A 26,945-nucleotide genomic window follows, 5' to 3' on the forward strand; every position below is an offset into this window, starting at 1 on the left:
AGAGGACAAATCGCTGATGCATTCGCAATCAGAAGCGGATTGGGAGGACCGGGTGGATGCGCTGCTGGGCGACAGCGCCCGCCGCGTCACGTCCTACGATGTCGCCAAGCTCGCCGGCGTTTCGCAGTCGGCCGTCTCGCGCACCTTCCGCGACGGCGGCTCGGTCTCGCCCGAGACGCGGGCCAAGGTCGAGCGGGCCGCGCAGGCGCTGGGCTATGCGCCCAACATCGTCGCCCGGTCGCTCATCACGCGCCGCTCCAACCTCATCGCCGTGCTGGTGACCGCCCAGACCAGCCGCAACTACCCCGAAGTGCTGTTCCAGCTCGGCCAGGAGATCCAGGCCCGCGGCAACCGCATGCTCGTGTTCACCGTGGACTTCGACGCGCTGGCCGCCGAGGTCTTCAACGACCTCGCCGGCTACCACGTCGACGGAATCGTCGCGGCGACGTCGATGGAGCCCGACCTCCTGGAAGCCTGCGAGCGCCACCGCATTCCGCTCGTCCTCTACAACCGCGTGCCGCGGGGCGGCTTCGCCTCGGCGGTGGGCTGCGACCATGCCACCGGCATGTCCGACCTCGTCGACCACCTGGTGGGCGGCACTCCGCGCCGGGTGGCCTTCGTCGCCGGACCCAAGGGCGCCGTGGTCAGCGAGGACCGCCTCGCCGGCGCCCGGCAGGCGTTGGTCCGCCATGGCCTGGCGATCGACGAGGTCATCCACGCGGACTATTCCTACGACGGCGGCCGCGCCGTCGGCCGGGACCTCCTGGCCCGCAAGAAGCGCCCCGACACCGTCCTGTGCGCCAACGATGCCATGGCGCTCGGCCTGATGGACTCGGCCCGCTTCGACCTCGGGCTCAGCGTGCCGGCCGACGTGCAGGTGACGGGCTTCGACGACCTGCCCGAATCCGCCTGGCCGTCGCACGACCTGACCACGCTGCGCCAGCCGGTCGAGATGCTCACCCGCGCAGCCATCCGCATGCTCGAGGAGCACATCGCGGGCACGGCGATCGGTTCCGAGCGCCGCCTCATGCCGGCCGAACTGAAGATCCGCGGATCGACGCGCCGGCCGGCCGGCTGACCGCCCTCCCCTTCCACTCCCCTCACTGTACAGGTACGCCATGGCTCTCGCCCTCGCCCACTACAAGGACGTCCCGGACTTCATCTACGGCATCACCCGTGAGATCTGGGAAGACCGCGGCATCGGCGGCAAGATCAAGCGCTACTACGCCGACGACTGCCTGGTGCGGGCCGCCACGGGCGTCACCACCGACAACACCGGCGTGACCGCGCAGACCCTGCAGACGCTGCACCAGTTCCCCGACCGCCAACTCGTGGGCGAGGACGTGATCTGGACGGGTTACGAGGATGGCTCGTTCCTGTCCTCCCACCGCCTGATCTCGGTCATGCGCCACACCGGCGCCGGCATCTACGGGCCGGCCACCGGCCGCGTGGTGCGTTCGCGCATCATCGCCGACTGCTGGGTCGTCGACACGCAGGTCAAGGAGGAGTGGCTCGCCCGCGACCAGTCGGCCTTCGCCCGCTGCATGGGCATCGACTCGCGCCAGATGGCGCACGACATGGTGCAGCTCGACATCAAGCGCAGCGGCGAGGTCGGCTTCTTCACGCCCGAGCGGGACGTGCCCGGCCGCTACCGCCCGGAGCACCAGAAGGGCGCCGACATCGAGCGCTACTGCGAAGGCTGGCAGCGCATCTGGGGCCTCAAGGAGACCGCCGAGATCCAGGAGCTCTACTTCCATGGCGCAGCGGTGGCGGTCCCGGGCGGAGACATGCTCTACGGCTGGGGCGACATCGACCGGTTCGCGCTGTCCTACCTCGCCTCCTTCCCGGACGCGGTCTTCACCATGGAAAGCGCCATCGTGAACCGTGACCCGGGCCAGGCGATCCGCATTGCCACCCGCTGGTCGCTGCGCGGCACCCATTCCGGCTTCGGGCTCTTCGGCCGCCCCACCGGCGCCGAGGTCTACGTGATGGGCTACAGCCACGCCCAGATGGTCGACGGCCGCGTCATCGCGGAATGGATCGTCACCGACGAAGTGTCGGTGTGGAAGCAGATCCTGGCCCACGAGGAAGGCCGCGCCGGGGCCTGATGCCCGGGCCGCCTTTTCGCCCGCAACGAGTCCCGGCTGCGCCGGAGAGGAAACGCCAGATGACCCTGGACCAGCAGCTCGCCGACATCGATCCGGCGGCCTACGCGCCCTACCGCGACCCGCGGGACTACATCCTGAGCTGGACCGACGCCATCTGGATCGACCGCGGACTCGGCCGGCTGACCGAGCACTACGCGAAGGACGTGCTCGTCCACACCGCTTACGGCGAGACCTACGACTGGGACTTCGTCGTCAACAACTCGCTGCAGAAGTTTTCCGCCTTCCCGAACGGCGGCGGCGGGCATGGCGAGGACGTGGTCTGGGAAGCGCGGGGGCGCAACGGCTTCATCTCGTCGCACCGCGTGCTCAAGACCGGCACGCACACGGGCTACTGGACCTATGGGGCGCCCACCGGCCGGCACTGGATCTCGCGCACGGTGGCGCACTGCCTGGTGGTCGACAACCAGGTCAAGGAAGAGTGGCTGGTGCGCGACGAGTGGGCCGTGCTCGAGCACCTCGGCATGAACCCCTACGAGATCGCGGCCAAGCTCGCCGAGTCGAGCCCCGTTCTGGGCAAGGCCATGGCGCTGGCCGGCGACACGGGCGCCTTCGCCGGCGTCATCGAGAACGCGGCCCTGAAGGGCGTGTCGGGCGAGCGTCCGCGCCGCTACCTGAAGGAGTGCGAGACGCTCCAGTCCATGTTCGACGAGGTGTGGAACAAGCGCCTCTTCAACCGGGTGCCGCACTATTTCGACAGCAAGATCGTCTGCCACAGCACGCGCCTGCGCCGCGTGCAGGGCATCGATCCCTACCAGATCGAACTCATCGATCTGCTGGCGAGCTTCCCGGACTGCCAGGTCGAGGTGCGCGACATCGTGGTCCTCGAGGGTCCCGAACTCGGCCTGCGCATCGCGGTGCTGTGGCTCCTGCGCGGCACCTATTCGGGCGTGCCCACCTACGGCCCCATCACCCGCACGCCCGTGAACGTGCTCGGCTGCAGCCACTACGAGATGCACGACGGCAAGGTGCTGCGCGAGTTCCGCATCATCGACGAGATCGCGATCCTGGCCCAGATCCATGCGGGGCGGATGGCGAAGGGGTGACGCCTCCGCCCGTCACTCCGGGCCATAGACGTCCAGGCCGAGGGACAGGCCACGGTCGCCCAGCATCGAGAGCACGGCGGGCTCCAGATCGACGCCCTCGTTGGCTTCACGCATGAAGGCGCCGCAGAAGACGTCGCAGCGGTAGCGGCGCGCGAGGGAGTGCCAGATCGCCGGATCCTCAGGAAGCGCGCCGAGAAGTGCGGCGATGCGCTCGCCGAGCGTGCCTTGGACATCCGTTTCCAGCAACCAGGAGCCCGATCGCGCCACGATCCTGCGGCCGCTCTCTCCGATCCGAACGTCGCCCTTGCGGCCGCACCGGGTGGGCGCGACCCCGAGAAGGCTGGTCACCTCGTCGGGGTCGAGCGTGTCGCCGAAGAGCCGGAGGCAGACTTTGGTGCGCGCGAAGACGGGCATGCCACCGATCTTGGCCCATCGAGGTTCAGGCCACCAGACCTCGCATGGGGGCGATGGCCAGGGAGCCGGGGAAGACGGCCTCGCCCAGCGCCGCCGGCGAGCAGCCCAGGAGGTCGACGGCGATGCCCTTCACGATGGCGCGCAGGTCCGTGGTGGCGGCAAGGTCGCGGCCGTCGCGCAGTTGCTGAGGCTTGAGGCCCGGCCAGTCCGCGATGACCCGTCCGCCCTTCACGGCGCCGCCTACGAGGAAGGCGGCCGTGCCGGTGCCGTGGTCGGTGCCGTCGGTTCCGTTCACGCGGGCCGTGCGGCCGAATTCCGTGACGACGAGGATGACCGTGTCCTTCCAGGTCTCACCCAGTTCCCGCTCGAATGCAGCCAGGGCACCGTCCAGCCCGCCCAGCAGGCGCCCCAGCCGGCCGACCTCCTGCGCGTGGGTGTCCCACCCCTCGAAGGCCAGGGCCGCGATGCGCGGGCCGTCGGGCTGCGCGATCAGGCGGGCGGCGCCCGTCGCCATCTGGGCCATGCCGATCGGGTCTCCCGGTCCACCCTGGGCCCTGACGTCGAGACCGGAGGCGATCTTGCCCGTCTCGATCGCCTCGTGCAGCGTCCGGGCGAGAAGCGGGTCGGTGCTGCCGTAGAGGTCGGCGAGCCGCGGCGCCAGGTCTCCCGCCGCCGGCTTCAGGGCCGGGGGCGCCCAGCCCAGGACCGGTGCGGGCCCGCGGATCACGAGCGGTGCCACGGTGCCGACGGAGACGCCCTTCAGCTTCGGCCCGGGATTGACGCCCGCACCTGCCGGCACGGTGGCCAGGAGCCTGTTGAGCCAGCCTGACTCCGTCCGGCCCGGTCGTTCGAACCCGGATTCCAGCACGTCCTGCCCGTCGAAATGCGAGCGGTCGCGATAGGCCGTGGCGCTGGCATGCACGATGGCCGCCTGCCCCTGCGCGTAGAGCCGGGCCAGGTTGACCATGGCGGGATGCAGCGCGAAGAACCCGTCGAGCGGAAGGGCGGCGTTGGGGCCCGTGGTCGACAGGGCGATGGACCTGCGCAGGTCCTGATAGGCGGGATCGCCGACCGGAGGCACCGCGGTGAGCCCGTCCATGGCGCCGCGCAGGATGATGGTGACGAAGCGCGCGTCGCGGTTGCCCGCGGCGAAGGCGAAGCGGGGCATCGCGGCCCAGGCGAAAAGGGCGCCGGCGGTGCCCAGGACCGCGCGGCGGCTGGGCGTGAGGGCTTCACAGGTCATGGTCAACGCCTCTGGAATTCGGGGGAGAGGAACAGCAGGGCGAGGCCCTGCCGGCGCGTCTCGGCGCGCGCGACGGCCTCGCGGGTGGCGGCGGACAGGAGCGGTCCGGACAGGCTCTCGGCCAGCTGGCGGGGATCCTGGCCGGTCGCCTGCTCCGCCGCCCAGGACGCCACGTCCATGCGGGCGCTGAGTCCTTCGGCGGACGCCCAGGTGGCGGTCATGTCGGAGAAGCCGTTGGGCCCGGGCGGCGCCCACAGCGGCTGGCCCATGCTGGCGAGCGCACCGGCGAAGCGCGGGACCCGGGGGGTCATGGCCGTCGCCCTGACGAGCGCGATGGCGAACTCGAGCGGAGAGCGCATCTTGCCGCGCTCGGCCTGCCAGGCGAGATCGTGGCTCACCAGGGTCTCGCTGACGGCCGCGAGGTCGCCGTCCGTCCGGGTGAAGGTGGACGCCAGGGCGTCCACGAGTTCGGGCGGCGGCGTGTCGGCCACGAAATGGCGGGCCAGCTTCAAGGCCAGGTGACGGGCGGTGGCGGGATGGCGGGCCAGCGCCAGCAGGGCGGCGCGCCCCTGCTCCTGCCCGCCTGCCGGATAGCGCACGCCGAGCAGCGTACGCGGCCCGGGCTCGTGGGCCCGGGGGTTGAACACGAAGGTGCCGGGCTGCCCCAGCCGCGCCTGCGGACCGACGATGGTCCAGCCCGTGATGATCTCGGCGAGGGCCGTGACGTCGGCCTGGGTGTAGCCACCGCCCACCCCGAGGGTGTGGAGCTCGAGGATCTCGCGGGCGAGGTTCTCGTTCAGGCCGCGCTTCGAGGAGGCGCCGGCCCGCGACTCGGCGCCCACCGAGCGCTGGTTGTCGAGATAGACGAGCATCGCCGGGTGCGTCTCCACGGCCATCAGCATGTCGGCGAAGCGGCCGAACACGTGCGGGCGAATGGCCTCCCGCTCGAAGGCTCCCGCGATGACGCGGACGATGGGGCCCTTCGCCGCCGACACCGCGAAGTGGTTGCTCCAGAACAGGACCATGCGCTCGGCAAAGCCCAGCGCCGGTTCGCGGTAGGCCTTCGACAGCCGGGCCTCGACCTCCGCAAGGAAGACGCGGCGCGGCAACGGCGGACCCATCGCGTCGTCGCCCGGCCTGGCGCCGCGCCCCTGGCGGCCCTGCGCCATGGGTTCATCCTGTTTGGCCGTGTCTTGTGCGGCCATGTCTTGTGCGGCACCGTCCTGCCTGGCGCCGTCTTGCCTGGGCGGCGCGCGGTCCCTGGCTTCCCGGCGTTTTTCGCGGAAGTCGTAGAACTCCCGCAGGATCTCGTCGCTGGGGCTGAGCCCGGGCGCGCCCTGCAGGGACGGCGCGCCGGCACGGATCTCCTGGCGAAGGGCGTCGCGGACGTCGCCCTGGGCCGGCGACGGATCGCCCGGGCGGGCGCCGAGGCCGAAGCGGGACTGGGCGAGTGCGGAGCGAAGGGCAGGATCGGCAGCGGGCATGAGGTCTGGTCCTTTCGTCTTTTGGTTGAACGAACCTCCTTCTGCAATCCGTCGCTGGGCTCCGCGATTTATGGCTCAGCCGCTTTCGACCGCCGCGCCGGGGGCAGGATCGCGTCCGCGATCGCCCGCCTCCGGTCCGCCGGCACGTCGGCCAGCGCACGGGCCACGCGCGGCTCAAGGCCGGTGCGGAGGGCAACCTCCGCCTGCCGCAGGCGGCCGAGCCCGGCCTGCACGGCGTCGGGCGTCGCGGCCGGCTGGGCCAGGATCTCGGCGAAGGCGGCGCGCGCCGCCTGGACGTCGCGGACCAGTTGCGGCGAGGCGCGGCGGCCCTCCTGCAGGGCCGCGCGGTAGGCGCGCCGCCCCGCCGGATCGCCGTACACCTGGATGGCCCGTGCCAGTCCGAGGGTCGCACCGGGCTGGCGGGCCTGGTACCACCAGATGGCCGCGCCGCCCACGACGCCTCCGGCCAGGAAGGTGACCAGGGCCACGAGACCGATCACCCACCGGCGCAGGATGCGCACCTGGGCCGCCAGCTCACTGTGCCCGAGATCCGTCTCGGGCGTGGTCCGCCGAGGGGCGTCGCTGAAGCCGTCTGCGCTCACAGGGCGTCCCTCCCCAGGTCGATGTCGACATCGTCACCGCCGCCCCAGACCCCGGCATCGGTGGCCATGCCCCAGCCGGCGTCGGACCGCGGCAGGATGACGGTCGCCGCCGTGGCCGCGACGATCGCGCCGGCGAGACCGACGCCGGCCAGCCCCAGGCCAGCCCACCACCGCTGCATGGTGCGGCGGCGGCGCGCCAGGCCGCCGGCCCGCGCCAGCACACGCCCGGCCAGCGCCGAGGACGGCCCCGGCACGCGGTAGGCATCGAGCAGGGCATCAAGCTCGCCCGCTCTTTCGAGGATGGCGCGGCCCTCCGCCGTCCGCGCCAAGGGCACGGCGGCTTCGCGCTCGGCCGCCGGCCAGCGCTCCAGCACGGCGCCGTAGGCCTCGGCCAGGGCGGCGAAGCGCGCGAGGCTCATGCTCGGTGATGGGTCAGCCATGGGCGGGATCCTTGGTCAGAACGGCCTGCAACGCGCGTCGTCCGCGTGCCAGCAGGCTTTCGAGCGCGTCCACGCTGACCTCCATGGTCCGGGCCGCCTCGATGTTGGAGAGCTCCTGGTAGTAGACGAGGACGATGGCCTCGCGCTGGCGCGGCGGCAGGGCCTGCAGCGCCTCTTCGACACGGACCCGGCGCTGCTCGCCCGCGTCGCCCTCGCCGGGGCCCTCGCTCGTCAGCGTGGCGAGGTCGGCATCGGTGACCGGGCGGGTCCTGGATGGCCGGCGCAGCCTGTCGTAGCACAGGTTCAGTACCACCCGGTGGACCCAGGTGTCGAAGCGCGCGGTTCCGCGACGCCACGACGTCGCCTGGCGCCAGATGCGCAGGCAGGCCTCCTGCGCCACGTCCTCGGCATCGGCCCGGTTGCCCAGCATGCGGCGCGCCAGCGCCATCACGCGCGGCAGCTTGCTCTCCACGAGCGTGCGCAGGGCGCGCGGATCGCCCCGGCCGATGGCCTGCACCAATTCGTCGTCGGGATCCACCGTCACCAGACAAGCCTGCCGCGATCATCGATCTTCGCGCGCCTGGATTGTGGGCGCCAGCCCGGTAGGTGCTCGTTTCAACCGGCGTGACGTTCGCCGATCGCAGCCGCCGCCGTCCGGCCGGGACGGAGTGGTCGGGAGGACGAGCATGGGGACAAGCAGCACGCGCACGGTTTCACCTTCGAGGGACATCGTCCCCTTGAACGCGCGCCGCGCGCCGATCCGTCGCGGCGCTCCGCGGAAAATGACGGGTGGCGTTAAATGGCAAGCCACCGTCGGGTTGGACGAGCTAGTCCCGCGTCCGGGCACCTCTCCCCTGCCCGATGGGATGACAATGATGAAGATCAGCGTGACACTTCTGCCGGCCGTCCTCGCCTGTACCCTGGGCCTCTCGAGCCCCGGCCAGGCCCAGGTCCAGTACGACATGAGCAGGGCGACCTGCACCGACTATTCGATCATGTCCCCGCCGGCGCAGCGCGACTTCGCGGCCTGGATGAGCGGCTGGTACAACGGCAAGGCCGGCCGCACGGAGATCAACCTCCAGGTCTACCAGGCCAATCTCGCCACCATGCAGAAGTGGTGCACGGCCAACCCCTCGGCGACGGTCATGTCGCTCATCGAGACGGCGTTCCGCAACGCCTCCTCGGTTCCCGGCGGCCCCGCCTCGATCGACGTCTCCGGCATCACCTGCGGCGACTTCGTCGCCTCCCCGCCGGAAACCCAGTTGATCGTCAGCGCCTGGACCGCCGGCTACGCGTCGGCCGGCAAGGACGCCGCGAAGATCGACGTCAAGGCCTTCGCCCGCCACGAGAAGGCCGTGCACGCCGCCTGCACCAAGAACAAGAAGCAGCTTCTCCTGCCGACGGTCGGCAAGAGCTGGCAGTAAGGGCCGAACCGGTCGGGTCACGGCGACCCGGCCGGTCCAGTCCTGCAGGGGCGGGTTGGTGACGGGCGCCGGCCCGTCGGCAAGCTGGTGCGATGATCTGAACCGTTTGCATCTTTTGCCGGGCCCATGTCGGAATGCGGCGATAGGCTGCGTCCTTGAGGGCACGGACGCAGCGATGGCCGGGCAAGGCCGTCGGCGCCGACACCAACGCGGAGGTTCGCCCATGAAGATCACCGTCGAGACCCTTGTTCCGGCCCCCGTCGACGTCGTGTGGAGCGCCTACACCACGCCTGCCGACATCGTGCAGTGGAACGCGGCATCGGACGACTGGCACACGACGAAGGCCACGGTCGACCTGCGCGAAGGCGGCGCCTTCTCGTCGCGCATGGAGGCGAAGGACGGCAGCATGGGGTTCGACTTCGCCGGCACCTACACGAAGATCGAGCCGCACAGGCGCATCGAATACGCCTTCGGCGACCGGCAGGCAGAGGTCGAGTTCATCCCCGGCGACACGGGAACGACCGTTCGGGTCGTGTTCGACCCCGAAACGACACACCCCGTGGAGATGCAACGCAGCGGCTGGCAGGCCATCCTCGACAGCTTCGCACGCCACGTGCGGGCCCTTCGAAAAGCCGGCTAGTGCGGGCCATGCGCCCGACCCCCGCCGCCGGGCGCACTTGGCGTGACAAACGAACTCCGGGCAGCTAGGCCTCGGCGGTGCGGTCGGCACGGCGCAGCGCGGCTGCGTCGATGCACGGTTGCGCGGTGCAGGTTTGGGAGGAATCGAGAATGGCCAGAGACCTGGTGGGCAAGGTTGCGGCGGTCACGGGGGCGGCGTCCGGCATCGGGCTTGCGTCCTGCGAGGCCATGCTGGCCGCGGGCGCGACGGTCGTGCTCGTGGACAGGGACGAAGCGGCTCTGGATGCCGCCTGCCGGCGGCTCGGGGACAAGGCCCTGCCGCTCGCCCTCGATCTCCTCGATGCACCGGCGTGCGCGAGCCTCCTCGACCGCATTCTCGCCAAGGCGGGTCGCCTGGACATCTTTCACGCCAATGCCGGGACCTACATCGGCGGCGACCTCACCGAGACGACGCACGAGGCGATCGATCGGATGCTGAACCTCAACGTCAACGTCGTGATCAAGAACGTCCACAGCGTTGCCCCGCACATGATCGCGCGGGGATCGGGAGACATCATCGTGACGAGTTCGGTCGCCGGCCATTTCCCGGTGCCGTGGGAGCCGGTCTACTCGCCGTCCAAATGGGCGATGACGAGCTTCGTGCAGACCATGCGGCGACAGTTCCTGAAGCACGGCGTGCGGGTCGGCTCGGTTTCGCCCGGTCCCGTGATCAGCGCGCTGCTCAAGGACTGGCCCGAGGAGAACCTGCGCAAGGCCAAGGAGGCCGGAGCCCTGATCGAGCCGAGCGAAGTGGCCGATGCGGTGATCTTCATGCTGACGCGCCCGCGCACGGTGACGATCCGTGACGTCGTCATCCTCCCCAGCGCCTTCGACATCTAGCCGTCGGAGCGTCGGCGGCTGCCGAACGATCAGCCCGGGAAATGCTCCACGTGCATCTCGGCGGTGCGGCCGTAGTAGACGACGCGTCGTCCCGGGAACGAGACGAGATAGCCAGCGCAACCGGCCGCCTTGGCCTTCTCCGAGAAGGCGGCGTAGCTGTAGTCCGGGCCGTTCGCCTGGGCCCAGCGCACAAGTGCGGCCATCTGGCCGGCGTCGAACGACGCGTCGACGGGGCCCTCGTGATGCGGAAGGTCGAGGGTGACGCTGTCGCCGTCGGGCCGGTAGAAGGTCTGGAGGTCGGCGCGGTAGTCCACCGCGTAGCCTTCGAAGCCGGCCTCGATCAGCGTTCCCACGATGGCGGGAAAGCTCATGCTGCCGTCGTTGGCCGAGCGCAGACACGTGGTTGCAATGGCGATCTTGTCCGCGTCCATGGCGGCTTTCTCCTTACCTGGAATGGTGGTGACGGTGCCGGTCAGTCGACCGGCACGCCTTTCAGTCCTCGCCGCTCGACGAGGGCGGCGAGCGCTCGCTCGAGGGCATGCCGCTCCTCGCGTGACAGCACGCCGAAGAACTCCGCGTCGTTGCGGTCGGCGAGAGCCGCCAGCCGGGGCACCAGGGCCCGGCCCGCATCCGTCAGGGCCAGGCTGTGCGCCCGCCGGTCCCGCGCATTGTCCGTTCGCGCCACCAGGCCCTTGGCCTCGAGGCGATCGGCCAGCTTGCTGATGGCGCCGCGGGTCATGCCCATGTCGCCGGCGAGGACGGAGGGCGCCACCCCCTCCCCGCCATGGAGCGCCCGCATGAAGGCCCACTCCGCGACCGTGACCTGCTCTCCGGCCACCTTGCGGGCGAAGGCGTGCGACACGGCGTTGGAGACCAGCCTCAGCCAGTAGCCGGTGTGATCGGACAACGCGGACACCTTCGCCATGCACGCCTCTTTTCGTTTCCTAGGAAACATATACGACCAGTTAGTTTCCTAGTCAACTCGATCGCGGATCCCGCCCGTCGGCTGCAAAGAGGGCCTGCGCGGGGTGGAGGACCCGGTCTCCGCCCCTCCCCCACCGCGCCGCTCTCGCTTGACCCTAGGATCGAAAGCCGGAATGAAGAGGGTGAGTCTCAGAAAGGGCCTACGGTGGGAAGCAGTCCCGTTCCGGTTTTGCGGGCCCTCTTGCTGGCCTGCATCTGCGTACCGCTCGTCCTGTTCGCCTATGCGACCTGGGCCACCTACAAGACGGTGCGGGCGGACGCCGACAAGGCCATCCTGAAGAACATCGACATCCTCCAGGAGCATACGCTCAAGGTCTTCGAGACCGTGGACCGGTCGCTGGCCGAGGTGGAGGAGATCGTCGCGCCGCTGGACGACGCCCAGATCCGGGAGCAGCAGGCCGCCGTCAGCAAGCGACTGTCTGCCATCGTCGGCGCGCTGCCGCAGATCTACAGCCTGACGATCGTCGACATCGAGGGGCACCCGCTGGTCACCAGTGCGTCGCCCTCGATCCCGGCCGATACAGACCTGACACAACGGGAATACTTCCGGGGGGCGGTCGCCGACAGGGCCCAGCCCTTCTACATCTCCGCCCTGACCGACCCGAAGCTGTTCAAGGGCCCCGCCTTCTTCGCGCTGTCGCGGCTCACGGCCCGCCCGAACGCCTCCGGGCGTCCCCGGGTGGTTTCGGCAGCCGTCTCGCCCGCGTATTTTCACGGCTTCTATGCCAAGACGATCGTCGGACCGCTGGATCAGGCGGCCCTGGTGAGGGAGGACGGTTCGTTCCTCGCGCGGATCCCGCTGTTCGCCAGCCCGGTCAAGCTGCCTCCCACCAGCAACTTCATGCAGGCCCTGGCACGGCAGCCCGAGTTCGGCCTGCTCGACTCCCTGTCGCAGGTCGACAACGTGGACCGTCGGCTCGGCTATCGCCGCGTGCCGGGCTACCCGGTCTACGTGCAGTCCGCCATCGAGACGTCCACCATCCAGCACCGTGTCGTCGATGCCATGGTGCCCCATCTCTACTACGGCCTGCCGGCCACGCTGGGCCTGCTCGGCCTGTGCTGGCTGGCGCTGATCTCGGTCCGCCGCGCGGAGCGCGAGGAGGGAGGCCGCCTCCGCGCCGAGGCCGCGCTGCGCGAGAGCCAGCGGCTGGAAGCCCTGGGCCAGCTCACCGGAGGGGTCGCGCACGATTTCAACAACCTGCTCATGGTGGTGCAGGGCAACCTGGACATCCTGCGCCGGCGCACGACCGACGACGGCGCGCTCAAGCGCATCTCCATGATGGAGCGTGCGGTGGCGCGTGGAACGGGCCTGACCCGCCAGCTCCTCGCCTTCGGCCGGCGCCAGCCGCTCTCCCCGCGGGCGATCGCCCTGCGCGGGCGCCTGCGGCGAACCGCCGACATGCTCGCGCCGATGCTGCCCGGCACCGTCTCCCTCGACATCAAGGTGCCCGACGGGGTGTGGCCCGTGGTCGCCGATCCGGGCGAGTTCGAGGTCGCCCTCCTGAACGTCGCCGTCAATGCGCGCGACGCCATGCCAGACGGCGGGCGGATGACGCTGACGGCGCGCAACGTGGCGGCCGCCGAACTGGAGGACCCGGCGCTCTCCGGTGCCTTCGTCGCGATCTCACTCTCCGACACCGGGACCGGCATGTCGCCGGAGGTTCTGGGCCGTGCCTTCGAGCCGTTCTTCACCACCAAGCCGCAGGACAAGGGCACGGGCCTCGGCCTCAGCCAGGTCTACGGCTTCGCCAAGCAGTCCGGCGGCACCGTGCAGGTGGCGAGCCGCGAGGGCGAGGGCACGGTGGTCACGCTCTACCTGCCGCGCTCGCCGACCCCCGCGACCGAGGCCGAGGAGGCGCCCGCACCGGCCGGGAGGCCGCCCGGCGGCCAGGTCCTGCTGGCGGAGGACAACCCGGAGGTCCGCGCCGTGGTCGAAGGCCAGCTCAGGGACCTGGGCTATGCCGTCACCACGGCCACCGACGCCGCCGCGGCCCTGGAGATCTTTCGCCGGTCGAGGCACTTCGACCTGCTCGTCTCCGACATCGTGATGCCCGGCGAGATGAACGGCATCGACCTCGCCCGCGCCGTGCGCGCGGCGGACCCCGCCATGCGGATCATTCTCGCCACCGGCTATTCCGACCGGCTGGAGGGCGGCGCCGAGCGGGACTGGACCATCCTGCGCAAGCCGTTCACCCGATCGGACCTCGAGCAGGTCCTGGCGCGGCAGAGCACGGCCGCCTGAGGCGAAGGACCGATCCCGGGGCGGAGGCGCTTTCCCTCATCGCCCGCGCAACCGTTCCAAGTCTTCGCGCAGCACCCGGATGGTCTCGTCGCGCTCGGCCAGCGCCGCGGCCACCTCGGCCGCGTCGAAGCGCTGGGGGATGTGCTTGGGGCAGTTCACGTCGAAGGCGGCGATGCGCAGCAGGATCGCCCGCTCAGGGCGGGCGGCGTAGCCTTCAGGCATCAACCGACGCACCAGATCGTCGTCGCCCTCCACCGCTTCGGCCGTGCCCCAGATCTTGATGCGCTGGCGGGTGCGGTAGTCAATCAGGAACAGGTGCGCCTTCGGATTGTCACGCAGGTTGCCGAGCGTCACGTATTGCCGGTTCCCGCTGAAGTCGGCGAAGCCGAGGGTGCGCGCGTCGACCACCTTGATGAACCCGGGAGGCCCTCCCCGGTGCTGGATATACGGCTGGCCCTCGGCATTGACCGTGGCGAGGAAGGCGCTGGTCTGGTTCGCCAGGAAGGCCGCGAGGTCGGGCGTGACGCGGTCGGGCCACCCGCCCGCCTCCTCCTGCCTGGCATAGGCGCGGCGCGAGCCCTTCTCGCGCTGAATGGCCTTCACCGTGGGCGTGAAGGCGACGTCGCTCGAAGGCGCGGCGTGCGGTTCATGGGTGGGCATGGCAACCTCCTGGAACGCGATGCCGGAGAGATAGCCACTCGACGCGATCCGGAATACTGGCCGCTTTTTGTCATCACTCTTCCAGAAATCGGAACAATGGACCGGCTCGACGCGCCCGCCGAGGACCGTGAGCCGGCCAGATCCCGATGCCGCGCGAGCGGCGCGCCTTCATCGACTTCGCAGGGCCTCGCCTGGCGGATCGCCCGGCGCGGTTCGGGTGAAGCGGGCGGCATGGTCGGAGAACTGCCGGCGGACCGACGCCGTGTAGGGGTTCAGCACCGCGATGGCCTGCAAGACCTCGGGCGCGTCGTGCCGGACCATGTCGACGCCCTGCATGATCGCCTCGAAGCTGCGGGTGGTCATCTGCGCCGGGAACGGCTCCATCGAGACCAGCACTTGCGCGATCAGATGCGTCAGCCCCTGGACGATCGCGGCGTCGCGGTCGTGGGCGTCAGGCGTCGTGACGATGACCTCGAGGCCCAGCACCCGGCGCAGGAAGGCGGCCACCCGCCTGCCCTGCCCGCCCCTCACGGGACACAGCACGATCTTGAGGCCCCGGAGGCCGCGCGCGGCGCTCTGGGGGCCGAACAGGGGATGGGTCCCGAGGATGTGGACGTGAGGCGGCAACTTCGCCTGCATCACCTGGACGGGGACCGTCTTCACGGAACCGACGTCGACCACGAGAGCCCCGGCCTGCAGGTGTGGCGATACCGCCTCGACGGCCTCCTCGAGACTGGACACGGGAACGGCCAGGATCACGATAGAGCATCGTGCCGCGTCCTCCAGGCTGCCCACCAGGGCCGCGTGCTGGCGTCGGTCCTCCTCGCTGAGCCGCGGATCGTAGACCCGAAGCCGCGCATAGGGCGCGAGATGGCGCGCGACGAGGCGGCCAAAGGCGCCAAATCCGACGATGCCGATATCGGCTTGCGACGTGCGGGCGGGAGACAACACGGGTGACCTCATCGAGAGAAGAGGCCGACGGTCGTCTGACGAGGTCCAACCGGCGGCGACGCGGCGGTTGGAGACGACAAGCAACCCACCGCTATGGCAGCGGGGCGTAATAGGATCCGGTCAGGGGCAGGTTGGTCGTCATGACGGTCCCATAAGCGGATGCCGCGGCCACGTCAATGCGGCCGCCTTGGCTTCGCGCGCCACTTCCAGCACACTGGCCGCCTGGCGAGGATGATGGCGGGAGGAGCCCATGCGGATCGGCGTGACGGTTGCTGCGACCCTGTTTTCGATGGCGTCCTCGGTGGCATGCGAGATCGGTCCGCAGGCGAACGTGCCTCTCGAACCGAAGGACCAGGCGGTCCTCGTCGCGCTGGGCAAGCACATCGGCGCGCCCGCCCTCTTCAAGGGAGCGCCGGTCGCCTCGTTGTTTGCCACCCCGCCTGCCGCACTGACGCTCTCGGCGGCGGACGGAAAGGCGGTGGCGCAGGCTCTGTCGGGCCTGCGCAAGGTCACGGCCTGCGGCGCCGACGGCATCCCGATGCAGCGGATCCTGGAAGACAACACGCCCGGCATCCGCTTCCTGCGGCTGCTGGAGGAGTGCCTGGCCGACGCCTGCGTCGACAACAAGTAGGCCCGGGGCCGCGGCGGCTCGGCGCGGCTCAGGCGAGAGCGGCGCGCACCGTCTCGGACATCGGCGTCGTCGGGCGGCCGATCAGGCCAGACAGCGCGCGCGACTCGTCGTCGAGGAGCCCCATGGCGATGGCCCGGGCATCCACCTCGGCGAGCACGCGCGCCAAGGGCTCCGGCAGGCCGGCCTGCAGCATGACCTGCGCATAGGCATCCTCCGGAAGATCGGCGTAGGTGACCGTCCGCCCCGTCTGACGCGAGACCTCGGCCGCGAGGTCGGCCAGGGTGAGCGCCCGGTCGCCCGCCAGCTCGTAGATCTGCCCGTGGTGGATGTCGCCGCCCAGCAGGACGGTGGCCGCGGCCTCGGCATAGTCGCGGCGGGCCGCCCAGGCGATCCGTCCGGATCCCGCCGCCCCGAGGATCGCGCCATGGGCGAGCGCCTGTGCGAGGCCGATGGTGTTGTTCTCGCCGTACCAGCCGTTGCGCAGGATCGCGAAGGACAGCCCGGAGGCCCGCACGATGGCCTCGGTCTCGGCATGGCTGCGGAAGGCGGCCACCGGCCAGCGGTCGGCGTGCAGGACGCTGGTGTAGGCCAGGAACGCCACCCCGGCCCGGCGCGCGGCCTCGACGACGTTGCCATGGTGCCGGACCCTCTCGTTCATGTCCGTGGCGGCGATCAGCAGCACGCGCCGGACGCCCTGGAGGGCTGCCGCGAGCGCATCGGCATCGCCGTAGTCGGCCTGCCTCACCGTCACGCCGAGATCGGACGCCTTCGCGGCATCCCGGACCACGGCAACGATCGAGGACCTGGGGACGTGGTCGGTGAGGGCCTCGACGACGAGGCGCCCGAGCTGTCCGGTCGCGGCTGTGACGGCGTACATCCTGGTCTCCATGATGCCTTGCGCACGACGGCGCTGGTCAGTCCCGCCGCAACTCGAGCCGGCCCATCGCCCCGGCCCTGAACAGGGCGGCAGCCTCGATCTGGGCTGGTGTGTTCATGATGAAGGGCCCGGCGGCGCAGACGGGTTCGTCGAGTGCCGGACCCGACAGCACGAGCACGTCCGCGCGGTCCACACCCGCCGGCTGCAGCACGCAGTCGCCGTCGCCCTGGAGCGCCACGGCGCAAGAGGCCGGGAGCGCGATGCGCCGCTCGCCCGCGGCGAGCCGGACACCGCCCGACCGCACGTAGATGACCGTGTTCCACCCGACCACCTGCGGCAGCGAGACGGACCGCGCGACCAAGGCGTGCAGGAGGCGGAAAGGCTCGCGCGGCACCAGCGGCGACGCGATGCCGGCATAGGTGCCCACCAGGATGCTGACGCGATCTCCGCCCCCATCAGTCCACGCGGGAACGGCTTCGGGCTGCAGCCAGTGCGTGGCCGCCGCGCCGGCCTTTCCGCGAGCGCTGAGATTGACGTAGATCTGCGCGCCCGTCAGCGGCACGCCGTCCGAGGCCGGGGTCTCCTCGTGAAGCGCGCCCGAGGCGGCCTCGAGCCAGACGAGACCGCCGGGGCGGATCACCACGTCCGTCCCGAGCGAGCCACGGCTGCGCAGGGACCCTGGCGAATCCTCGAAGACGTATGTGACGGCGGAGAAGCCGGCATGCGGATGAGGCCCGAAGGGCCGCCCGCTGACCCGAAAATCGTCCAGAAGCGCCACCGGCGACACATCGGTCCCGAAGGCGCCGAGGTCCACCCTTCTGACGGACATCGTCCGGCCCCCGAACGACTCGACGGGCAGGACTTCGGAGGTGCTGAGAGGCACGGCGGCGGTTCCGGTTCAAGTCCCCGCCACCCTGCCGCGTCTCGAACGACCTAAAAAGCCGATGAAATTCGATCGGATCCATCGGAATGGACGATGGATCTCTCGCCCGGAAAGGCCGTTTGCTGCCCCGCTGGGATCAGGGGTGCTTGTGGATGGGGTCCACCCAGTAGACGGTCTCGGGCCGCTCGGCCGGTTCGACGTCGGTGATGTTGACCACCACCGCCTCGTTGTCGGAGCGCACGAGCACGCATTCCAGCGTCTCGTCCGGGTTGGCGTTGATTTCCTGGTGCGGCACGTAGGGCGGTACGTAGATGAAGTCGCCAGGACCGGCCTCGGCGGTGAATTCGAGCCGCTCGCCCCAGCGCATGCGGGCACGGTCGCGGACGACGAAGATCACGCTCTCCAGGTCGCCGTGGTGGTGCACGCCGGTCTTCGCGTTGGGCTCGATGGAGACGGTGCCGGCCCAGATCTTCTGCGCGCCGACCCGGGCGTGATTGATGGCCGCCTGGCGGAACATGCCGGGTGTCTGCGCCGTGTTGGGATCGAGCTGGTCGCCCTTGATCACCCGCACGCCGTCGTGTTTCCAGCGCGGCTCGTCGTGAGAATGGTCGTGGTGATGGTCGCCGTGATCGTGTCCCATGCTGCCTCCGCTGTCGCGTCGGCAGGGCGCGCCCGGGGCGACGCGGCGCCGACACCGGCCACCCTGCGCCGAGCCTTCCGCCCAGGCAAGCACGTGGCGCGCCGGCAGCCCCTTGCCGGGAGCATGCCGGCGCGCCGCCGTCCTGCGTCACGCCTGGGGCGGGTCCCGGCGGTCCGCCTGGGCGGCGACCTCGGTGCGGTAGGTGCCCAGCGCCAGCCAGGTCGCGCCGGACACGACACCGACGCTGTAGAGGGCGAGATGGGTCGTCTCCTCGAACACGAGGGTTCCCATGCCGACCATGCTGCCGGCCATGCCGACGAACAGGAGCAGTGCGCACCCGATGGCTCTTGCCTTGCTCATTCTACGATTGTCCTTTTGGGCGGCGCGCCGGTGCGTTCACGGCGGCCACCGCGGAAGGGTCCGGCGCCCGCGCCCGTGCGGCCTCTCGGGAGGCGAGCGGGCACGGTTGGTCCGGCGGATCACACGCCGGGCGCCGTTGCGATGTCAGGAGAGCGGAAGAGATCCGGGAGGACCACGCGGCCAGGCGGCGGCCAGCCCCACGCCGACGGCGCCTGCGGCCGCGTGCGGGAGAACCGTCCGGCCGACCGCACGGGCGGCGGGACGGGTCGCGGACGGCGGCAGGGCATGGGGGCCGGACGCGCCGGGAACGAGCGTGGCGGCGGCCGCGGCCTGGCGGGCGACGACCGTCTGGCCCTGGGGCCGGATCTGATGGACCGGGCCGTCGGCCTGCCAGGCGGGAGCATCGCCCGGCGCACCGAGGCGCGCCTGGGCAACCGGCGATGCCGCGAGCATCCACACGCAGCACGAGACCACGAGCGCGGCCAGGAAGGCCGAGGCTCCGGTGACGTGCAGGCGCGGGAAAAGGCGCATGGATCCCCTGGCGGAAGGCGGCGAGCGATGGTCGAAGAGCCGCAATAGCCGCTGCGCCCTCCCCCGGCAAGCATGAGCGGCAGCGTGGCGTGTCGAAGAACACACGCCCGCAAGATCTGCGTCTTTCTTTGCGAGAACCCTCCCACAAGGGGCCCTTCACCCCCTATATACAGGCATCGAGTGTGGAGGATGGGTGCAGTGGGCGTCCCGTTGTCGAAATGATCGATCTTGCAGTCGCAGGCTTTCTGATCCTGCTCAATGGTTTGTTTAGTCTTTCGGAACTGGCGATCGTCTCCTCGCGCCGCGTGCGGCTGAAGGCGATGGCCGATGCCGGCCGCCGTGGCGCGGCCGCAGCCCTGGCCCTGTCGGAGGATCCCGGGCGCTTCCTGTCCACGGTGCAGATCGGCATCACGCTCGTCGGCATCCTGGCCGGCGCGTTCTCGGGCGCGGCGCTCGGCCAGCAGCTCAGCGCCGTGCTCGCGGGCTGGGGCCTGTCCGCCTCGCTTTCGGAGACGCTGGGCTTCGGCGTGGTGATCGTCGCGATCACCTATCTGTCGGTGGTGGTGGGCGAACTCGTGCCCAAGACCATCGCGTTGCGCCATGCGGAGACCATCGCCTGCCTCACCGCCGGGCCGATGTCGCTGCTGTCGCGCGTCGGCTCCCCGGTCGTGTGGCTGCTCGACGCCTCCACCAAGCTCATCTTCCGCCTGCTGGGCTCGCGCGCGGAGGACAGCGCCGGCGTCACCGAAGACGAGATCCGGACCGTCGTGGCCGAGGCGCAGACGGCCGGCGCCATCGAGGAGCACGAGCAGGACATGATCGCCGGCGTGCTGCGCCTCGGCGACCGCACCGTTCGCGCGATCATGACGCCGCGCACCGAGGTGGAATGGATCGACCTCGACGGCGGCGAGGCCGACATCCGCGCCCGGCTGCGCGGCGTGCACCATTCGCGCCTTCCCGTGGGCCACGGCGGACCCGACGCCCTGACCGGCGTCGTCGCCGTGCGCGACCTCATGGAGCCACTGCTGTCCGGCGGGCCGCTCGACCTGACGCGCTATCGGCGCGACGCGCCGTCCATTCCCGATACGCTTGACGCCCTCGTGGCGCTGGACATCCTGCGCCGGGCCGAGGTGCCCATGGCCCTCGTCCACGACGAGTACGGCCACTTCGAGGGCGTGGTCACCCCCGCCGACATCCTCGACGCCATCGCCGGTGCGTTCCATTCCGACGAGGGCGAGACGGAAGCCGTGCAGCGCGAGGACGGCTCCTGGCTCGTGGCCGGCTGGATGCCCGTGGACGAGATGGCCGACCTCCTGTCCCTCAAGCTCCCGGACCGGCGCGCCTACGACACCGCCGCGGGCCTGGTGATCAGCGAGATGCGCCGCCTGCCCGCGCTGGGCGAAGCCGTGGAGGCCGCGGGCTGGCGCTTCGAGGTGGTCGACATGGACGGTCGGCGCATCGACAAGCTGCTGGTGAGCCGGATGGACAGGGCCGCCTGATCCGCGGGCGCGTCAGCTCGGATTTTCCAGGCTGAACACGCCCGCACCCTCGTCATAGGCGAACACCTCGCCGTAGCGCGCCCACGAGATCACCGCGTGCAGCGTCCGGTCGGCGAACTCCGGGGACATGAAGTCCTCGAGTTCGTCCTGGAAACGGGCGCGCGGCGCCTTGTGCGACGGGCGGTCGTCGAGGATCCGCCGGATGTGGGAGACGGCGGGCACATAGGCCATGAGATTCTGCGCGAAGAGCCGCTTGCGCTCGTCGACCCCGCCCGTCGCGAAGCGGCGCGCCGCATCGGTCAGGTGGATGTCGCCTCCCTCGACCTCGGCGAAGCGCAGGAGTTGCAGGGTTTCGGCGATGGGGAAGAGCTCGTCGACCTCCATCTGCAGCGCCGATGCGAGCGCCGGCAGGTCGGCGCGACCGTCGTAGGGTGGCCCGCTCAGCGTCTCCATGAGCCCGGCGAGCAGGTTCGTCGAGACGTGGGGCAGGATCATGCCGATCCCCGTCCCGGGAAAGCCGCCCTCCTTCGGCGCATTGCCCACCGCCCGCGCGGTCATGCGCGCGTAGATGTCGTCGACGATCTGGCGGAAGGCCGGGTCCAGGCGGTTGCGCGGCTGGGGCAGCGTCACCTTGATCTCGGCGATCACGCGGCCGGGGTTCGAGGAGAAGACGAGGATCCTGTCCGACATCAGCACGGCCTCCTCGATGTTGTGCGTCACCAGGAGCATGGCGCGGATCGGCATCCGCCCCTCGCACCACAAGTCCAGGAGGTCGGTGCGCAGCGTCTCCGCCGTCAGCACGTCGAGCGCCGAGAAGGGCTCGTCCATCAGCAGCACCGCCGGATGCACGACGAGGGCGCGCGCGAGCCCGACGCGCTGGCGCATGCCGCCCGAGAGCTCCTTGGGATAGGCGCTCTCGAAGCCGTCGAGGCCGATGAGGTCGATGGCCGCCAGCGCGCGCCTGCGGCGCTCCGGTGCCGGGACGCCCTGGGCCTCGAGGCCGATCTCCACGTTGTCCAGCACCGTGAGCCAGGGGAACAGCGCGAAGGACTGGAACACCATGGCGACGTCGGGGGCCGGACCGCTCACCAGGCGCTCGCGGATCGCCACGCGCCCCTCGCTCGCGGGCATCAGGCCGGCGATGATGCGCAGCAGCGTGGACTTGCCCGACCCCGATCGCCCGAGCAGCGACACGATCTCGTTGTCGTGCAGCGTGAGGTCGACGTGGTCGAGGACGAGCAGGTCGGAGCTGCCACCCTTGTGGTAGAAGTGGCGGACGTCGCGAACGGTGACGACGTCCCGGTCGAGTGCGTTGGCGGACATGGCGGGTCCTCCTCAGGTCATGCGGAGCCGGCGCTCGGCGAAGCGGTAAAGCGGACGCCACAGCACCTGGTTGAAGATCACGACGTAGAGCGACATCACGGCCACCCCCAGGACCACGCGCTGGTAGTCCCCCGCGTCGGTCGCATTGGCGATGTACGAGCCCAGCCCGGACGCCTGCAGCCTCGTGTCGCCCCAGCTCGCGACCTCGGCGACGATGCTGGCGTTCCACGATCCTCCCGAGGCGGTGAGTGCGCCGGTGACGTAGTAGGGAAAGATCCCCGGCAGGATCACCTTGCGCCACCATTGGGCCGGTCTGAGACGGAAGAGACTGGACGCCTCCCGCAGGTCCGTCGGGAACGCGCTGGCGCCGGCGATGACGTTGAACAGGATGTACCACTGGGTGCCCAGCACCATCAGCGGCGAGAGCCAGACGTCGGGGTCGAGCCCGAGCCGGACGATGGCGACGACGGCGAAGGGAAAGAGCACGTTGGCCGGAAACGCGGCCAGGAACTGGGCCACCGGCTGTACGCGCTGCGACACCGCCGGCCTGAGACCGATCCACACCCCGATCGGGACCCAGACGAGGCTGGCGACCGCGATGAGCACGAGGACCCGCATGAGGGTCAGCGCCCCGAGCCCGACGGCGCCGGCGACGTCGGCCCACCCGAGTGTGGTCGAGACGAAGCGGGCCGTCGTCCACGCGGCCGCCGCGACGGCGGCGGCGACGAGGCCGTACCAGGCCAGGTCCAGGGCGCGGCCGACGCCGGGCGGCAAGGCCACGGCCTGCCATGCGACGCGGGGCATGGGCAGACGCCCGACCGAGGTCGCCACGGCAGCCACGGGTTCGAACAGCCTCTTCACGAGGCGCGTCCGCCGCACGAGATCGTAGAGCCAGGAGCGCGGCCGCTCCTGTGCCGCCGTCGTCTCGGCGCGGAACTTGTCCGCCCAGGCGACGATCGGGCGGAACACGAGCTGGTCGTAGAGCAGGATGACGACGCCGATGGCGGCAACCGCCATTCCGACCGCGCCGATGTCGCGCCGTTCGATGGCGAGCGACAGCCAGGCGCCGATCCCGGGCAACGCGATCTTGGTATCGCCGACCGAGATCGCTTCCGACGCCACCACGAAAAACCAGCTGCCGGACATGGACATCATGGCGTTCCACACCAGGCCGGGCGTGGCATAGGGCGCCTCGAGCCGCCAGAAGCGCAGCCAGGGCGAGAGGCGGAAATGGCGGCTCACCTCCTCCAGGTCCTGCGGGAGGGTCCGAAGGGACTGGTAGAAGGAAAAAGCCATGTTCCAGGCCTGCGCCGTGAAGATCGCGAAGATCGCCGCGCACTCGGCGCCGAGCTGGCTGGCCGGGAACAGGTTCAGGAAGAAGATGACGGTGAAGGTCAGAAAGCCCAGCACCGGCACGCTCTGCAGGATGTCGAGCGCCGGGACGATCAGGAGCTCGGCCTTGCGACTCTTGGCGGCGAGCGTCGCCACCACGAATGTGAAGACGAGCGAGGCGGCCATGGCGGCGAACATCCGCAGGGTGGTGCGGGCCGCATAGTCGGGCAGGAGCCAGGGATCCAGCGTGACGGGCGCGATGTCGAGCTGCGACAGCGGCGCCCGCATCGCGCCGGCCGCGTGCGCGACGAGCGCCAGCACGGCGACCACGAGCACCAGGGCGACGGCGTCGTAGAGGTTGGGCACGAGCGTGGACCGGCGCAGGCCGAGGCCCGCCATCCGCGCGTCGGGGACGGGGCGAGAAGTCATGGCTCACCTTTGACGTGGTCGCGTGCCGCCACGACCACGGGTGAGCCCGATCAAGCGATCAGGTCGATCCGTGAGCCGTCGGCGGCCCGGGCAATCGGTTGCTACTGTCGCTTGGCATGGCGGACGGTTTCTCCACGCGCCCCCGGACGAAGGCCGAGCGCGCTGACCCGGGGATGATCCCCCGCGGCGTCACAGTCAAGTTACGTCCAGGACAGGTGGCGGCGACCGGCGCAGGTCGCGCGACGAGCCACGCTGATGGCCAGACGTGTTCGACACGGGGCTGGGCGATGCCCCGGGCTGGCGCGGCACAGGGATGGCACCGCCCTCTCCGCGCGAGCCTGGGCAGGACGGTTGAGAGCCCCGTTACAGCCGAGCGGGCGTTCGCGCCGCGAACTGCGTCGTGACGCTAAAGATCCACCTGCAGCCAGCGCGGCGAGTGGTGGATGTCGATCGTCTGCAGGCGGCCGGGGCCGAGGTTCTCGAAGCGGTGGGGTAGGCCCTTGGGGCCGAACACGACGTCCCCGGCCTCGGCCTCGATCACCTGGTCGCCGACGAAGAAGCGCGCGCGGCCGGCGACGACGATGAAGGTCTCGTCATAGGGATGCATGTGGAGCTTCGGCCCCATCCCGACCGTGTCGTTGCCATAGGCGAGCACGGTGCAGGCGCCCTCCATCGCCTGGCCTTCCACGTTGCCCCGCCACGGCTGCGTTCCGTCGGGCGTGAAGAGCCGGCCCTTCGACGGCGCGCGGCCGTCGGGGATGACGCTGGCGGGATCGAAGTCGTGGCGTGGCATGGCTGGCGCGTCCTGATGGGCCCGAAGGCCCGTGATCTTGCACGATCGCGGCGCCCCCTGTCGCGTCCCGCGTGGGACGAACGACGTGTCCGGCGTTCGCCGCGACCGGCAAGATCGGGAGAGAGCGTCGCCAAGGCCCAGCCTAGAGCGACTGCGTCGCCCCCTGCCCGCACTTCGGCTGGCGCAGACAGCTGTCCAGGGCGGTCCGGAAGGTCGTGGTGTCCTTGCCGTCGATCTGGACATCGTCGAAGCCGTTGCGGCGCAGGTGCAGCTGGAGCTTCAGGATGAACTTCAGGCCCCCACGCCCGACGAGGTCGTCGAGGTCGGCCTTGGCGTCCTCGACGCGTCCGAGCCTGGCCAGGAGCATGGCCCGCGTGATCGCCATGCGGGCCATGGCAGGCATGTTGGGGCGGACGTTCACGGGCGCGCCGGGGCGGCCCAGGATCAGTTGCAGGTCGGCCAGGGCACCTTCCGCGTCGCCGACCGACAGCTTCACGCCGCTGCGCATGTCCAGGGCCGCCAGGTCGCGCGGCGACAGCGCGACGACCCTGTCGAGATCGGCCAGGGCGCCGGCGGTGTCCATCCGGCGCAGCCGGATGTCGGCGCGCATCATGGACGGGCGCGGATCCGTCGGCGTGGCCGCGATCACCGCCGTCAGGTCCTGATCGGCGAGCTCAAAGCGATTCATGTCCTTGTAGATCGATGCGCGGAAGCGCAGGGCATCGACATGCCCGGGCCAGGCCTTCAGGGCCGCATTGGTGTCGGCCAGGGCGAAATCCAGCCGTCGCAGCTGGAGGTTCCAGTACGCGCGGGAGGCGAGCGCGTCGGCGTGGTCGGGCTTGACCGCCAGGATGACGTTGAGGTCTTCGTCCGGCGATCCGCTGCCGGGCATGGAGAACCTGAACCGGGACCGGAACAGGCGGGCGTCGAGGTTGCCGGGGTCCGTTTCCACCGCGGCGTTGGCGGCCTTCAGGACCTCGGCGTCGCGCATCAGCCCGAGCAGGCGCCTGGCGCGGTCGAGATGGGCCTGGGAGCGCTCGGCGGGCGTCAGCCCGAGGTCCACCGGCGCCGGGTCGCAGGCCCCCGCCTGCGCCTCCATGAACGACATATCGCAGCCGACGAAGGTGCGCATGGCGAAGGGGCCGGCGCTCCCCGACGTCATGTCGGCGCTGGCCGGCGCGATCCAGAGCAGCAGTCCGAGGGCGAGGATGGTTCGATTCATCGCAGGCTCCTCAGTTGCAGTCCGTGTCGATCATGCAGGCCCGAACAGCGTCCAGGAAATCGCGCGTCGGGGCCTTGGGCGGCGGGCCTCTCCAGTAGCCGGCCTGCGTCAGGCTTGCGGCCATCCGCCCGACCTGCGCGGTGTCGACCGTCATCGCCTCCACGGCGGCCTTCACGGCGTCGTCGGTCTGGCCGGCAGCCCGCAGCATCCGGGCCCGCATCGCATGGGCGCTGCCCATGGCCGGCTTGACCCGGATGGCGTCGTCGAACGCCGCGAGGGCCTGGCCGTAGGATTTGAGCGTCGCGAGGGCCAAGCCCTTGAGGTAGTGCGCCTGCGGGTCGGCAGGTTCGATCCGCAACGCACGATCGAGATCCGCCAGGGCGGCGCGCGCGTCGCCGCTGCCTTCCAGGAGAAAACTGGCCCGCTCCCGATAGGGGCGTTCCCAGTCGCCTCCCTCGACGGCCCGGTCGAAGTCCGCCTTGGCCGCGGCGCGCTCGCCCAGCCTGACGAACGTCGTGGCCCGGTCGAGCAGCGCCACGGTGCGCATGTCGCGCGAGCGGCCCTTCTCGTCCACGTAACCGCTCAGGTTGGCGGCGTCGAAGTCCAGGGCGATGAGCGCCGTGAGATCCGCCAGGGCATCCTTGTGGCGGCGCTCGTCGGTGTTGAGGCGACTGCGTTCGTAGAGCGTCTGCGCGAAGCCCGGCGACACGGCGAGGGCACGATCCAGCAACTCGCGCGCGTCGAACGGCCGTCCCGCGATCCGCATGATGAAGGCCATCGCGGTGAGCGCGCGGGGCGAGACCGGATCGATCTCGAGGGCACGCTCGATCAGCTCCACGGCCTCCTGGAATTCGTCGCGCCGGAGATGCGCGTTCGACCGGGTGACGAGCACGTCGGGCGCATCGGGCACCAGAGCCAGGGACGCGTCGAGGTCGCGGATCGCGAGGTCGAGGCGGTCGGTGCGGAAATAGGCCCGTCCCCGCAGGAACAGTGCCGTCGCGCGCTCGCCCGGGGTCGCGTCGGCGAAGGCGATGGCCGCCGTGCACGGCGCGATGGCTTCGTCGGGCAGCCGGTTGACCGTCGCGGGATCGCAGGCGGGCGCCGCGCCGGCCGGGGCGCTGGCGAGGACGAGCAGCAAGGATACGGCAGTCGATCTCAGCACAACATGCGGCACGGCGCGCGAACTTCCGACATTTCACAAGTCATGTCACCGTACCCGCGCGGCAAAGGCGAGCGCTGCTCTCGTCGATGG

General features: G+C 70.6%; 29 protein-coding genes. 9 read left to right on the forward strand and 20 right to left on the reverse strand.

The window, feature by feature from the left end:
• The first annotated feature begins 16 nt into the window (after positions 1 to 16).
• Genes Q0Q47_RS01985 through Q0Q47_RS01995 form a run of 3 tightly spaced genes read left to right on the forward strand, consistent with a single transcriptional unit; the run spans position 17 to position 3,211 of the window.
• Entirely contained in the window at positions 17 to 1,078 is a 1,062-nt protein-coding gene (locus tag Q0Q47_RS01985; RefSeq protein ID WP_293853734.1) for a LacI family DNA-binding transcriptional regulator, read from the forward strand.
• 40 nt (positions 1,079 to 1,118) lie between these two features.
• The gene (locus Q0Q47_RS01990) at positions 1,119 to 2,108 is read left to right on the forward strand and encodes an ester cyclase (RefSeq protein WP_293853736.1); all 990 of its coding nucleotides are present in this window, start codon (positions 1,119 to 1,121) and stop codon (positions 2,106 to 2,108) included.
• Positions 2,109 to 2,167: 59 nt separating this feature from the next.
• On the forward strand, positions 2,168 to 3,211 hold the full coding sequence (locus tag Q0Q47_RS01995) for an ester cyclase (RefSeq protein WP_293853738.1): 1,044 nt from the start codon (positions 2,168 to 2,170) through the stop codon (positions 3,209 to 3,211).
• 12 nt (positions 3,212 to 3,223) lie between these two features.
• On the opposite strand, the gene Q0Q47_RS02000 is transcribed toward Q0Q47_RS01995, so the two are convergent.
• The 6 genes from Q0Q47_RS02000 to Q0Q47_RS02025 form a co-directional block, all read right to left on the reverse strand.
• On the reverse strand, positions 3,224 to 3,625 hold the full coding sequence (locus Q0Q47_RS02000) for a DUF4279 domain-containing protein (protein ID WP_293853740.1): 402 nt from the start codon (positions 3,623 to 3,625) through the stop codon (positions 3,224 to 3,226).
• Positions 3,626 to 3,650: 25 nt separating this feature from the next.
• Positions 3,651 to 4,868, reverse strand: coding sequence for a DUF1501 domain-containing protein (locus Q0Q47_RS02005; RefSeq protein WP_293853741.1), 1,218 nt, complete (start codon positions 4,866 to 4,868; stop codon positions 3,651 to 3,653).
• Positions 4,869 to 4,870: 2 nt separating this feature from the next.
• Entirely contained in the window at positions 4,871 to 6,352 is a 1,482-nt protein-coding gene (locus tag Q0Q47_RS02010; protein ID WP_293853743.1) for a DUF1800 family protein, read from the reverse strand.
• 68 nt (positions 6,353 to 6,420) lie between these two features.
• Positions 6,421 to 6,954, reverse strand: coding sequence for a periplasmic heavy metal sensor (locus tag Q0Q47_RS02015; protein WP_293853745.1), 534 nt, complete (start codon positions 6,952 to 6,954; stop codon positions 6,421 to 6,423).
• Positions 6,951 to 7,394: a hypothetical protein gene (locus tag Q0Q47_RS02020; RefSeq protein WP_293853746.1), complete on the reverse strand. Its 444-nt coding sequence runs from the start codon at positions 7,392 to 7,394 to the stop codon at positions 6,951 to 6,953. The genes Q0Q47_RS02015 and Q0Q47_RS02020 overlap by 4 nt, the downstream gene beginning before the upstream one ends.
• Positions 7,387 to 7,938, reverse strand: a complete 552-nt coding sequence (locus tag Q0Q47_RS02025; protein ID WP_293853748.1) for an RNA polymerase sigma factor — start codon at positions 7,936 to 7,938, stop codon at positions 7,387 to 7,389. The genes Q0Q47_RS02020 and Q0Q47_RS02025 overlap by 8 nt, the downstream gene beginning before the upstream one ends.
• A 343-nt stretch (positions 7,939 to 8,281) precedes the next feature.
• Here Q0Q47_RS02025 and Q0Q47_RS02030 point away from each other — a divergent pair, with 343 nt between their 5' ends.
• The 3 genes from Q0Q47_RS02030 to Q0Q47_RS02040 all read left to right on the forward strand — a co-directional run bounded on the left by Q0Q47_RS02030 (position 8,282) and on the right by Q0Q47_RS02040 (position 10,336).
• Positions 8,282 to 8,818, forward strand: coding sequence for an HdeA/HdeB family chaperone (locus Q0Q47_RS02030; RefSeq protein WP_293853749.1), 537 nt, complete (start codon positions 8,282 to 8,284; stop codon positions 8,816 to 8,818).
• A gap of 223 nt (positions 8,819 to 9,041) precedes the next feature.
• On the forward strand, positions 9,042 to 9,458 hold the full coding sequence (locus Q0Q47_RS02035; RefSeq protein ID WP_293853751.1) for an SRPBCC family protein: 417 nt from the start codon (positions 9,042 to 9,044) through the stop codon (positions 9,456 to 9,458).
• A gap of 149 nt (positions 9,459 to 9,607) precedes the next feature.
• Complete coding sequence (locus Q0Q47_RS02040) at positions 9,608 to 10,336, forward strand: SDR family oxidoreductase (protein WP_293853753.1); 729 nt, start codon at positions 9,608 to 9,610, stop codon at positions 10,334 to 10,336.
• Between the two features lie 29 nt (positions 10,337 to 10,365).
• On the opposite strand, the gene Q0Q47_RS02045 is transcribed toward Q0Q47_RS02040, so the two are convergent.
• Together Q0Q47_RS02045 and Q0Q47_RS02050 are read right to left on the reverse strand one after the other, a co-directional pair.
• Positions 10,366 to 10,767 carry a DUF1398 domain-containing protein gene (locus tag Q0Q47_RS02045; protein WP_293853755.1) on the reverse strand — a complete coding sequence of 134 codons (402 nt, stop codon included), beginning with the start codon at positions 10,765 to 10,767 and terminating at the stop codon, positions 10,366 to 10,368.
• A 41-nt stretch (positions 10,768 to 10,808) separates the two neighbouring features.
• Entirely contained in the window at positions 10,809 to 11,261 is a 453-nt protein-coding gene (locus tag Q0Q47_RS02050; protein WP_293853757.1) for a MarR family transcriptional regulator, read from the reverse strand.
• Positions 11,262 to 11,465: 204 nt separating this feature from the next.
• Here Q0Q47_RS02050 and Q0Q47_RS02055 point away from each other — a divergent pair, with 204 nt between their 5' ends.
• Positions 11,466 to 13,562: a hybrid sensor histidine kinase/response regulator gene (locus tag Q0Q47_RS02055; protein ID WP_293853759.1), complete on the forward strand. Its 2,097-nt coding sequence runs from the start codon at positions 11,466 to 11,468 to the stop codon at positions 13,560 to 13,562.
• A gap of 36 nt (positions 13,563 to 13,598) precedes the next feature.
• Here Q0Q47_RS02055 and Q0Q47_RS02060 read toward each other — a convergent pair whose 3' ends face one another.
• Positions 13,599 to 14,222, reverse strand: coding sequence for a pyridoxamine 5'-phosphate oxidase family protein (locus Q0Q47_RS02060; RefSeq protein ID WP_293853761.1), 624 nt, complete (start codon positions 14,220 to 14,222; stop codon positions 13,599 to 13,601).
• Between the two features lie 168 nt (positions 14,223 to 14,390).
• Positions 14,391 to 15,173, reverse strand: coding sequence for a prephenate dehydrogenase (locus tag Q0Q47_RS02065; RefSeq protein ID WP_293853762.1), 783 nt, complete (start codon positions 15,171 to 15,173; stop codon positions 14,391 to 14,393).
• A gap of 250 nt (positions 15,174 to 15,423) precedes the next feature.
• Between Q0Q47_RS02065 and Q0Q47_RS02070 the strand changes: the two genes are divergently transcribed.
• Positions 15,424 to 15,804, forward strand: coding sequence for a hypothetical protein (locus Q0Q47_RS02070; RefSeq protein WP_293853764.1), 381 nt, complete (start codon positions 15,424 to 15,426; stop codon positions 15,802 to 15,804).
• 28 nt (positions 15,805 to 15,832) lie between these two features.
• Here the strand turns inward: Q0Q47_RS02070 and Q0Q47_RS02075 are convergent, their stop codons facing one another.
• From Q0Q47_RS02075 to Q0Q47_RS02095, 5 genes are all read right to left on the reverse strand, one after another.
• The gene (locus Q0Q47_RS02075; RefSeq protein ID WP_293853766.1) at positions 15,833 to 16,681 is read right to left on the reverse strand and encodes an SDR family oxidoreductase; all 849 of its coding nucleotides are present in this window, start codon (positions 16,679 to 16,681) and stop codon (positions 15,833 to 15,835) included.
• 37 nt (positions 16,682 to 16,718) lie between these two features.
• Positions 16,719 to 17,510, reverse strand: coding sequence for a pirin family protein (locus Q0Q47_RS02080; protein ID WP_293853767.1), 792 nt, complete (start codon positions 17,508 to 17,510; stop codon positions 16,719 to 16,721).
• A 190-nt stretch (positions 17,511 to 17,700) separates the two neighbouring features.
• The gene (locus Q0Q47_RS02085) at positions 17,701 to 18,204 is read right to left on the reverse strand and encodes a cupin domain-containing protein (RefSeq protein WP_293853769.1); all 504 of its coding nucleotides are present in this window, start codon (positions 18,202 to 18,204) and stop codon (positions 17,701 to 17,703) included.
• 147 nt (positions 18,205 to 18,351) lie between these two features.
• Complete coding sequence (locus Q0Q47_RS02090; protein WP_293853771.1) at positions 18,352 to 18,564, reverse strand: hypothetical protein; 213 nt, start codon at positions 18,562 to 18,564, stop codon at positions 18,352 to 18,354.
• A 144-nt stretch (positions 18,565 to 18,708) separates the two neighbouring features.
• Positions 18,709 to 19,095 (reverse strand): hypothetical protein, encoded by a 387-nt coding sequence (locus tag Q0Q47_RS02095; protein ID WP_293853773.1) that lies wholly within the window; start codon positions 19,093 to 19,095, stop codon positions 18,709 to 18,711.
• Positions 19,096 to 19,313: 218 nt separating this feature from the next.
• On the opposite strand from Q0Q47_RS02095, the gene Q0Q47_RS02100 reads away from it, so the two are divergent.
• Positions 19,314 to 20,594, forward strand: coding sequence for a hemolysin family protein (locus Q0Q47_RS02100; RefSeq protein WP_293853775.1), 1,281 nt, complete (start codon positions 19,314 to 19,316; stop codon positions 20,592 to 20,594).
• Between the two features lie 12 nt (positions 20,595 to 20,606).
• Here Q0Q47_RS02100 and Q0Q47_RS02105 read toward each other — a convergent pair whose 3' ends face one another.
• The 5 genes from Q0Q47_RS02105 to Q0Q47_RS02125 all read right to left on the reverse strand — a co-directional run bounded on the left by Q0Q47_RS02105 (position 20,607) and on the right by Q0Q47_RS02125 (position 26,831).
• A complete protein-coding gene (locus Q0Q47_RS02105; RefSeq protein ID WP_293853776.1) occupies positions 20,607 to 21,917 on the reverse strand; it encodes an AAA-associated domain-containing protein in 1,311 nt (436 codons plus the stop codon).
• Positions 21,918 to 21,929: 12 nt separating this feature from the next.
• Positions 21,930 to 23,678 carry an ABC transporter permease subunit gene (locus tag Q0Q47_RS02110; RefSeq protein ID WP_293853778.1) on the reverse strand — a complete coding sequence of 583 codons (1,749 nt, stop codon included), beginning with the start codon at positions 23,676 to 23,678 and terminating at the stop codon, positions 21,930 to 21,932.
• Positions 23,679 to 24,084: 406 nt separating this feature from the next.
• Positions 24,085 to 24,471: a cupin domain-containing protein gene (locus tag Q0Q47_RS02115; RefSeq protein ID WP_293853780.1), complete on the reverse strand. Its 387-nt coding sequence runs from the start codon at positions 24,469 to 24,471 to the stop codon at positions 24,085 to 24,087.
• A 142-nt stretch (positions 24,472 to 24,613) separates the two neighbouring features.
• Positions 24,614 to 25,693: a hypothetical protein gene (locus Q0Q47_RS02120; RefSeq protein WP_293853782.1), complete on the reverse strand. Its 1,080-nt coding sequence runs from the start codon at positions 25,691 to 25,693 to the stop codon at positions 24,614 to 24,616.
• A 10-nt stretch (positions 25,694 to 25,703) separates the two neighbouring features.
• On the reverse strand, positions 25,704 to 26,831 hold the full coding sequence (locus tag Q0Q47_RS02125) for a tetratricopeptide repeat protein (RefSeq protein WP_293853783.1): 1,128 nt from the start codon (positions 26,829 to 26,831) through the stop codon (positions 25,704 to 25,706).
• Between the last annotated feature and the right edge of the window lie 114 nt (positions 26,832 to 26,945).

The sequence above is a fragment of the uncultured Alsobacter sp. genome (assembly GCF_945952055.1).
In the GTDB taxonomy this organism is placed as follows: domain Bacteria; phylum Pseudomonadota; class Alphaproteobacteria; order Rhizobiales; family Beijerinckiaceae; genus Alsobacter.

Coding starts and splice junctions, on each gene's coding strand:
- Q0Q47_RS02070 (WP_293853764.1), top strand. CDS start 15,424: ATGCGGATCGGCGTGACGGTTGCTGCGACCCTGTTTTCGATGGCGTCC.
- Q0Q47_RS02095 (WP_293853773.1), bottom strand. CDS start 19,095: ATGCGCCTTTTCCCGCGCCTGCACGTCACCGGAGCCTCGGCCTTCCTG.
- Q0Q47_RS02035 (WP_293853751.1), top strand. CDS start 9,042: ATGAAGATCACCGTCGAGACCCTTGTTCCGGCCCCCGTCGACGTCGTG.
- Q0Q47_RS01990 (WP_293853736.1), top strand. CDS start 1,119: ATGGCTCTCGCCCTCGCCCACTACAAGGACGTCCCGGACTTCATCTAC.
- Q0Q47_RS02090 (WP_293853771.1), bottom strand. CDS start 18,564: ATGAGCAAGGCAAGAGCCATCGGGTGCGCACTGCTCCTGTTCGTCGGC.
- Q0Q47_RS02045 (WP_293853755.1), bottom strand. CDS start 10,767: ATGGACGCGGACAAGATCGCCATTGCAACCACGTGTCTGCGCTCGGCC.
- Q0Q47_RS02040 (WP_293853753.1), top strand. CDS start 9,608: ATGGCCAGAGACCTGGTGGGCAAGGTTGCGGCGGTCACGGGGGCGGCG.
- Q0Q47_RS02080 (WP_293853767.1), bottom strand. CDS start 17,510: ATGTCCGTCAGAAGGGTGGACCTCGGCGCCTTCGGGACCGATGTGTCG.
- Q0Q47_RS01995 (WP_293853738.1), top strand. CDS start 2,168: ATGACCCTGGACCAGCAGCTCGCCGACATCGATCCGGCGGCCTACGCG.
- Q0Q47_RS02100 (WP_293853775.1), top strand. CDS start 19,314: ATGATCGATCTTGCAGTCGCAGGCTTTCTGATCCTGCTCAATGGTTTG.
- Q0Q47_RS02115 (WP_293853780.1), bottom strand. CDS start 24,471: ATGCCACGCCACGACTTCGATCCCGCCAGCGTCATCCCCGACGGCCGC.
- Q0Q47_RS02010 (WP_293853743.1), bottom strand. CDS start 6,352: ATGCCCGCTGCCGATCCTGCCCTTCGCTCCGCACTCGCCCAGTCCCGC.
- Q0Q47_RS02020 (WP_293853746.1), bottom strand. CDS start 7,394: ATGGCTGACCCATCACCGAGCATGAGCCTCGCGCGCTTCGCCGCCCTG.
- Q0Q47_RS02120 (WP_293853782.1), bottom strand. CDS start 25,693: ATGAATCGAACCATCCTCGCCCTCGGACTGCTGCTCTGGATCGCGCCG.
- Q0Q47_RS01985 (WP_293853734.1), top strand. CDS start 17: ATGCATTCGCAATCAGAAGCGGATTGGGAGGACCGGGTGGATGCGCTG.
- Q0Q47_RS02060 (WP_293853761.1), bottom strand. CDS start 14,222: ATGCCCACCCATGAACCGCACGCCGCGCCTTCGAGCGACGTCGCCTTC.
- Q0Q47_RS02005 (WP_293853741.1), bottom strand. CDS start 4,868: ATGACCTGTGAAGCCCTCACGCCCAGCCGCCGCGCGGTCCTGGGCACC.
- Q0Q47_RS02050 (WP_293853757.1), bottom strand. CDS start 11,261: ATGGCGAAGGTGTCCGCGTTGTCCGATCACACCGGCTACTGGCTGAGG.
- Q0Q47_RS02075 (WP_293853766.1), bottom strand. CDS start 16,681: ATGTACGCCGTCACAGCCGCGACCGGACAGCTCGGGCGCCTCGTCGTC.
- Q0Q47_RS02110 (WP_293853778.1), bottom strand. CDS start 23,678: ATGACTTCTCGCCCCGTCCCCGACGCGCGGATGGCGGGCCTCGGCCTG.
- Q0Q47_RS02105 (WP_293853776.1), bottom strand. CDS start 21,917: ATGTCCGCCAACGCACTCGACCGGGACGTCGTCACCGTTCGCGACGTC.
- Q0Q47_RS02000 (WP_293853740.1), bottom strand. CDS start 3,625: ATGCCCGTCTTCGCGCGCACCAAAGTCTGCCTCCGGCTCTTCGGCGAC.
- Q0Q47_RS02085 (WP_293853769.1), bottom strand. CDS start 18,204: ATGGGACACGATCACGGCGACCATCACCACGACCATTCTCACGACGAG.